General features: G+C 56.4%; 9 protein-coding genes. 4 read left to right on the forward strand and 5 right to left on the reverse strand.

All coding sequences use genetic code 11. From position 1 onward, the window contains the following. Together A8B82_RS24235 and A8B82_RS18680 are read left to right on the forward strand one after the other, a co-directional pair. Nucleotides 1-449 (forward strand): hypothetical protein (locus tag A8B82_RS24235; RefSeq protein WP_161489474.1); only part of this gene is annotated, 449 nt, incomplete at its 5' end. Between the two features lie 68 nt (nt 450-517). Beyond that, entirely contained in the window at nt 518-820 is a 303-nt protein-coding gene (locus tag A8B82_RS18680) for a hypothetical protein (protein ID WP_067295882.1), read from the forward strand. Nucleotides 821-1,071: 251 nt separating this feature from the next. Here the strand turns inward: A8B82_RS18680 and A8B82_RS18685 are convergent, their stop codons facing one another. From A8B82_RS18685 to A8B82_RS23680, 5 genes are all read right to left on the reverse strand, one after another. Beyond that, entirely contained in the window at nt 1,072-1,278 is a 207-nt protein-coding gene (locus A8B82_RS18685; RefSeq protein ID WP_067295885.1) for a hypothetical protein, read from the reverse strand. Nucleotides 1,279-1,325: 47 nt separating this feature from the next. Next, on the reverse strand, nt 1,326-1,805 hold the full coding sequence (locus A8B82_RS18690) for a hypothetical protein (RefSeq protein ID WP_067295887.1): 480 nt from the start codon (nt 1,803-1,805) through the stop codon (nt 1,326-1,328). Beyond that, nucleotides 1,783-2,766: a ParB/RepB/Spo0J family partition protein gene (locus tag A8B82_RS18695; RefSeq protein WP_082899370.1), complete on the reverse strand. Its 984-nt coding sequence runs from the start codon at nt 2,764-2,766 to the stop codon at nt 1,783-1,785. The genes A8B82_RS18690 and A8B82_RS18695 overlap by 23 nt, the downstream gene beginning before the upstream one ends. Before the next feature lie 9 nt (nt 2,767-2,775). Beyond that, nucleotides 2,776-3,135 carry a hypothetical protein gene (locus tag A8B82_RS18700; protein ID WP_067295892.1) on the reverse strand — a complete coding sequence of 120 codons (360 nt, stop codon included), beginning with the start codon at nt 3,133-3,135 and terminating at the stop codon, nt 2,776-2,778. A gap of 69 nt (nt 3,136-3,204) precedes the next feature. After that, on the reverse strand, nt 3,205-3,360 hold the full coding sequence (locus A8B82_RS23680; RefSeq protein ID WP_082899371.1) for an Arc family DNA-binding protein: 156 nt from the start codon (nt 3,358-3,360) through the stop codon (nt 3,205-3,207). Nucleotides 3,361-3,454: 94 nt separating this feature from the next. Between A8B82_RS23680 and A8B82_RS23685 the strand changes: the two genes are divergently transcribed. Both A8B82_RS23685 and A8B82_RS18715 read left to right on the forward strand, forming a co-directional pair. After that, the gene (locus A8B82_RS23685) at nt 3,455-3,868 is read left to right on the forward strand and encodes an Arc family DNA-binding protein (protein WP_082899372.1); all 414 of its coding nucleotides are present in this window, start codon (nt 3,455-3,457) and stop codon (nt 3,866-3,868) included. Between the two features lie 478 nt (nt 3,869-4,346). Then, on the forward strand, nt 4,347-6,429 hold a 2,083-nt coding region (locus tag A8B82_RS18715; protein ID WP_138069803.1), incomplete at its 3' end, for a tape measure protein.

The following is a 6,429-nucleotide window of genomic DNA, read 5'->3' on the forward strand; positions in this document are numbered from 1 at the left end:
CCAGCAGCCGTAGCGCTCAGGCAAGACTGCGTGCGGAAGAGGCCGCCCGCCAGAAGGCCGCATCCGCCAAGCGTGGCGCCCACAAGCGCGGCAAGAACGAAGAGGACGATCTGACAAAGGATTTGCAGGCGTCCATGATCCGTTCAGCCAAGACCTTCATCGCAGGGTTCGAGAACATCCAGCGTCCCGATCCCGAGACCGGCAATCTGCGTGATCTGACGGCCAGCGATGACGACATCGCATGGTTTTTGGATTTGAACATGGTCAGCGTCCCGCACCTTCTGCGCATCGGCAACGATCCCGAACAGGAAGAGGATGAGGACGACGATGCCTACGAGGCGCGCATGGCCGAACACAAGGCCAAGTGGCTGAACCCGTCATTCGCGCAGCAGGTGATCGACCACGCCCGCGAGGATGACAATTTTTTGGGGAAATCGTCAGCAGACTGAAACTGCACGCCCTTTGCGTCGGCTATCTCCACAGCACGCCGGAAAAATCAAAGCTGACCCGGCTTGATATGGAGAAAGATCGCATCGAGAGGGGCCGCGATCCGCAGGTTGAAATGCCTGACATCGAGTTCGCGGCCCATCTAATCGACGCCATGAACAAGATTGGCCCGGTCAGAGGTTCGATGTCCGGGCCAGTTCCTACCGATTGGGATGTGATATTGCCTTTCGGGACCGCAACTCAACGACTGACAGAGCCTTGGGAATACGAGGCGCTGGCTGAGATGTGCGTGGCTTATCATCGCGGGCTGACCAAGGGGGCGGATCCACTTTGTAAGCCACCGATGGAATGGAAGAAGCCGTTCGAGGATTGATCAGGAGCCAGACAAGCGGCGAGGCGGTTGACCCGCCTCGATCGCATCCAGGAACTCATTGAGTGTTTTTTTTGAGGATAATCTTGCCATGCCCATCTCAGTGCCTAGCAAGCCAATCTCCGGGACAGAAAACCCCTACGATTCTGAAATCAAAAAGTGGGTTCAGGAACAGATCCAACAAAAGAAAAACCCACCGGCGGAAAAGCCGGTGGGGCAGGGGTAAGTAAAGAATGAATTTGCTTGGTGGCGAACTAGCCAGTGATTTGATCCCCCAACAAATCTTCAATCAGCTTTTCTAGGCCGACATTGACGAGCGCCTCGTGGAATTCGGGGCAATAATTCATAACAACGCGTTTCACCAGGTCGTTAGTTTCTTCTTCCTCCACTCCCAATTCGGTAAGGGCCTGGGTGAGGGCTTCAACCTTCTTGAAATCGGGGTGCTCTTGCAAGTTATCCATCGTGCTTCCTTTCAGTTGATGGGTTGGTATCGCGACGGCACTTGCCGTCAGGATTTTGAGGGGCGGCTCTTGCCAGACTTTTCACGAACCTTCTTGAGAAGAACATGAAGATTGCGACATTCATCGGCATAATGATCGCGCTGCATGATCTTGTATTGATATGCTTGAGTCAGCTTCGGCTCGTCATGACAGAGTTCAGGAACCGAATAGTAGGTGCCTTCATGAGCGCCATTGGGGACGTAGTACGCGACCGAATTCAGGACCTGAACCAGCGGCAGTAGATCAGGGTCAAGGCTTGCAAATGTTAGCTGGCGTACCGAAGCTTTCGGCTTTCGGATGTACCGAGAAATGTCAGACTTTGCGCCGTGGCGGAGAAATTTATCGCAACCCTCCGCCTCGGCGGCCGCCATTGTTTTTGGAAAAGCCTCGCGTAGAATCTCATCGGTGATCTTTGGAGCGCTGTCTCCGAAAATCTCCCGGGCTTCGTCCGCGAGTACATAGAATTCAGTCATCTGTTCTTTGCGCATTGGTCGTCTCCTTGAGTTTCAGAAAGGTTTTGATGGTTTCGATTGCTGATTTGGCCTCGTTTAACGTCAGTTCGGCGAGCCATTCGTGTTCATTCCAAGCGGCAATTGCCTCAAGGTTTTCAGTCTCGGCGATCTCACGGCACAAGCCGCCAAACCGCGTCACCTGGTTCCATTCGGGATTGGGCTTGTGGATTGGGTTTTTGTTGCTGGACTTGCGTTCGGGCTTGAGACCGCGCTCGGCAGCTTCCATCACCTGCCGCTGCAGTTTTGAGCGGGGTATCTCACTGCCATCCGGCATTTTGACCATATCGGGCAAGTGCGGGCCGAAATGGTCGGGCCGTTCTGTGTGGCGGAACTCGATCCTGCCTACTTTGATTTTCTCAGGTTCGGTATGGTGTACTTTGACACGAAGCGGCGCGGTTTCAGGATCTTCTTTTGTTATTTTGGCCTGCCCAATGTTGGCGGTGTTAATCGTGTAGGTGGTGCCACCGCGCGTGACCTTTCTCGAGGTATCTTGTGATCGATCACTAGACGGAATTTCTTGGGACACACGGTTGACGAACTCTCGGCTCACATTGCAGGTCTTTGCAATGTCGGTTTGCGACCATTTCGACCATTCTTCGTCTTGAAGAAGACGTGTCACGGCAGATCGCTTGTCCGCATTGGATCTCCGGTGGCCGTGTGTGGCATTGGCTGACACGCTGAACAGGATTGCATCGCGCTTGTCGCCCTTGCGAACGTCGGCCTCGATCTTGCGCTCCTGATTTCGAAGGGCGCTGGCAACACGGTGATAGCCATCGGCAAGGTGGTAGTCGCTGCCATCGAAGAACACGACAACCGGAGGAAATTGATCGCCGCGGGCCATAGCTTCCGCGTAATCCTCAACCACTGCTGGGTTGAGCGCTTCGCGGGGTTGCGTAGCAGGACTGCGCTGGATTTGGCTGATAGAGAGCAGGGTCATTTGACCTCCTTAGGTTGGGTAAACGATACGGCGGGCTTCCGCGACCAGCGCGACCTGCTGCCGGTTTGCGGACATGTCGCCGCCGTCATCGGCGTGCAGGATTTTGATGGCGTAGTCGAAGGTGCTCAGAGGGGTGGCCAATGTGATCCGGTCGCTCAGGTCGATCAGGTGCTCGAGTTCGGTCTCTGCATCATCCGGGTCCAGGCGATTGTAGGAGTCCCGCGCCGCGAGATAGTCGCGGTACATGGAAGCGATGTCGCTGTCAGAGTTGGGTGCCGCGTGACCAGATGATGCAAGTGCTGCGAGTGACGCTGCCGCGCCCAAGACGCCACGGCGGTTGATAACGGATTTGAAAGGGAGTATATTCATTTCGAATTTCCTTATCTTAGCGGGTGAGGGTTCAAACGAAGGCCATCGGGGTTGCCGCCCCGGTGGCCTTTACTGTTGTGGGGTAGGCGTTTCATCCTCCATTACCTCGCGGAGAATGAAGATGATCTCAGCAGAGACCGAGCGCAGGCTGCGCTCGGTTCTCAACGAAAGCTGATCGAAAAGATCGGTTGGAAGGTTCAGTTTGAACTGGCGTGTGTCAGACATGGTTTCCTCATTGTGTATTGTTGGTCATGTTGTGACTAAGTATGGTCACAAAATGACCATTGTGTAAAGGACATTTTTTGACCATGCATGGTTCATGGATCGAGAATCGTTGTCACCCTTCAAAATGAATCTGCCGACGGAGCTAAAAAATCGCATTTCTGCGGCAGCCCGAGCCAACCATAGAAGTGTTTCAGGGGAAATTATCGCAGCCCTTGAGGAAGCCTACCCAGCTCCGGCTGCTCAAGGGTGGGACGCCTGGAGCGATCTGATGGCCGCCATTCGGGATCGCATCCGCTACCTGGATGTGCCGTTTGAGGAAAAGAAGCAGATGGATGCAGAGGCCGCGCAGCTTCAGCAGATGGTCGAGGCAATTGCTTCTGATCCAGATGGGGAACACGACGCCGAAGACGGCGCACGAATTGCCTCGATGCTGCTGAAGCTCGGGACTGAAACCGGCGTCATGAAAATCGACTACGAGGGCGCGGCCAAGGCCGACGGCAAAGAGTAGGGCCCTCGGGTATCCCCGGTGGGGATGGTTAATCTATCGCGATTACCGACCCGTCCGCGGCAGTGGCTTCATGCACAGAAACCTCTAGGATCAGATCGGTCGCCTTCTCAACTCGCTTCGGGATCGTCCAATGACCGAAGTAGTCCCTGATCGTCTCGTTTGGTTCAATTCCACCGGACACTTTATTGGACTGAGTTGGCGGCCCTGATCCATTCAGTGTGTCGATCCAAGGAACTGCACGGTCAGTGCTGTAGATTACAACAGAGTAGCTATACGCAGCGACCGAAACTTTCAGATTGTTGGTCACTGAACATTCCGCGATTTCAGGTGGGGAACCCCTGAATTTGCAATCCGAAACGACAATTCCGTCGGCAACCGCTGACGACCCCCAAACACACATCAAAACCACGAATAGCCGCATGATTGCTCTCCTCCAAATGGGGCGCAGTCTGCGGCTTTTGCATTTGAGAGGCAAGCAATGTCGAACTTCGCAGAATTGGTAATGATCGCCAACACTGTCAGTCTTGAGCGCGGAGAGAAGGTCCTGGATGACGTAATCAAGGCAGGGGCCAAGGCCGAGAAGGCTGTTGGAGGAACAGAAAAGGGCTTCAATCGCGCTGGTCGGGGTGCGCGGGACGCGTCGAAAGACGTTGATCGGTTCAATAAATCGTCCGGCGACACCAAAGGGATCGCACTGGCTGCGGCCCGATCACTCGCCAAGATGGGCGGCGCATTCCTTTCCGTAGCTGCTGTCAGCCGGGCCTCCGAGACATACGCCCAGATCGGCAACAGTCTGCGGGCAATGGGCGTCAACGCCGATGACGTGGCAGGGCAGATCGGTGCAATCGGGGATATTGCCCAGCGGACGCGGGCGCCCCTCGATGCGACTGCGCAACTCTATCAGCGGATCAATATCGCCGGTCGAGACCTGGGCGCATCTCAGGCTGACGTGCTGCGATTCACTGAAAACGTCGGCTTGGCGCTGGCCCAGCAGGGTGGGAGCGCAGCGCAAGCCTCTGGTGCGCTTCTCCAGCTTTCTCAAGCGATGGCGGGTGGCGTTGTTCGCGCCGAAGAATTCAACTCCATCCTGGAAGGCGCATTCCCGATTGCCCAGGCGGCCGCCAACGCGATTGACGGTGCTGCGGGGTCGGTCGGAAAGCTGCGGAATATGGTGGTCGACGGGGAGGTCTCCAGCCGGGAATTCTTCGATGCGATCCTGTCTTCGACAGATGCGTTGGAGGCTGCGTTTGGCAACACAGTCCCAACAGTATCGCAGGCCATGTCGGTTCTGAACACTAGCTTCACGCTGTTCGTCGGCGAGACTGATGCGTTCCTGGGTGCCAGCTCTGCGCTGGCGAATATCATCATCTCTTTGGCCGAAAACATCGACGTTCTGGCCTACAGCGCTGCGGTATTCGGGGCCTACATGGGTGGAAAATACGTTGCGTCTCTTCTTGCTGCGCGAGGTATCACCCTGTCACTCGCAGGCGCAATGACCTTATTGCGCGGCGCTATCCTTGCGACTGGCATTGGCGCACTGGTGATCGGCGCAGGTTACCTGATCGCGAAGTTTGCAGGTCTGGTTCGGGCCGCAGGCGGGTTCGGAAATGCGCTTTCCTTGTTGGGCGAGGTGGCGGGCGCGGTCTGGCAGGGGATCGTGGATTCGGCTGCTGCAATCCCGCCGGGTCTGAATGCGGTTTGGGAGAACATGAAGGCGGGTTTCTTCCACGCTCTGTCCGATATGGCTGCCAACTTCTACTCATTTATCAAGCAAATAGCGGATGGGTTTAACCAAATCCCTGGTCTGGAAGCTGTGGGCTCATCGCTGATGAGGGTGGCGAAGGTAGCCAACGATACTGCACTTTCCATGTCCGTGGCGGGCTACCACGCAGAAGACGCCGCCGCCGCAGGCTTCGCCAACGCCGCTGGCATCATCACCAAAGCCTTCGAACCCGCCAAGGTCGCGGTTGACAAGTTGAACGCCTCAGTCTCCACCACCGCGACCGAAATTGAGGGAGGTGCAGCAGCGACGGACCGGCTCAACGAGTCGCTCGGCAAGACCGGCGGGGCAGGTGGCAAAGCAGCGAAGGCGCTGAAGGAGGTCAAATCGGAGGCGGAGGCCTACAATGACGCTCTGAAAGAAGCGGCGCTGACCACCGAGGATATCGGAACCGAGAAGGCCAACATTTTGATTGGTGGAATCGACGGTATTTCAACGGCATTCGGCGACTTCATCGGCAGGGGCCTTCGGGACTTCAAGGGCTTTGCACGGTCTATCCTTGACACCTTTACCGGCATGCTCAGCCAAATGATTGCACTGGCCGTAAAGAACCGGATCATGATTTCGATGGGCATCACCGCTGGTGGCTCGGCAGGATCGCAAGCAGCAGCGGCGGCAGGTCCAGGCGGAGGCGGCGGTGGCCTGCTCGGCTTAGGCAACCTGTTCGGCGGCGGTGGGGGCGGCGGTCTTCTGGGTGGGATTGGTAGCATCGGTGGCGCTCTCGCGGGCGGGTTCATGAACTCTGTGGGCTCGCTTTTCAGCAGCGGCATCGGCGGTATGT

Origin of the sequence: Sulfitobacter sp. EhC04 (assembly GCF_001650875.1) — a bacterium.
Lineage (GTDB): Bacteria > Pseudomonadota > Alphaproteobacteria > Rhodobacterales > Rhodobacteraceae > Sulfitobacter.

Bases quoted from the DNA above. Each gene is read 5' to 3' on its own strand.
- A8B82_RS18690 (WP_067295887.1), bottom strand. From the start codon at position 1,805: ATGCGCAAAGAACAGATGACTGAATTCTATGTACTCGCGGACGAAGCC.
- A8B82_RS18695 (WP_082899370.1), bottom strand. From the start codon at position 2,766: ATGACCCTGCTCTCTATCAGCCAAATCCAGCGCAGTCCTGCTACGCAA.
- A8B82_RS18680 (WP_067295882.1), top strand. From the start codon at position 518: ATGGAGAAAGATCGCATCGAGAGGGGCCGCGATCCGCAGGTTGAAATG.
- A8B82_RS18700 (WP_067295892.1), bottom strand. From the start codon at position 3,135: ATGAATATACTCCCTTTCAAATCCGTTATCAACCGCCGTGGCGTCTTG.
- A8B82_RS23685 (WP_082899372.1), top strand. From the start codon at position 3,455: ATGGATCGAGAATCGTTGTCACCCTTCAAAATGAATCTGCCGACGGAG.
- A8B82_RS18685 (WP_067295885.1), bottom strand. From the start codon at position 1,278: ATGGATAACTTGCAAGAGCACCCCGATTTCAAGAAGGTTGAAGCCCTC.
- A8B82_RS23680 (WP_082899371.1), bottom strand. From the start codon at position 3,360: ATGTCTGACACACGCCAGTTCAAACTGAACCTTCCAACCGATCTTTTC.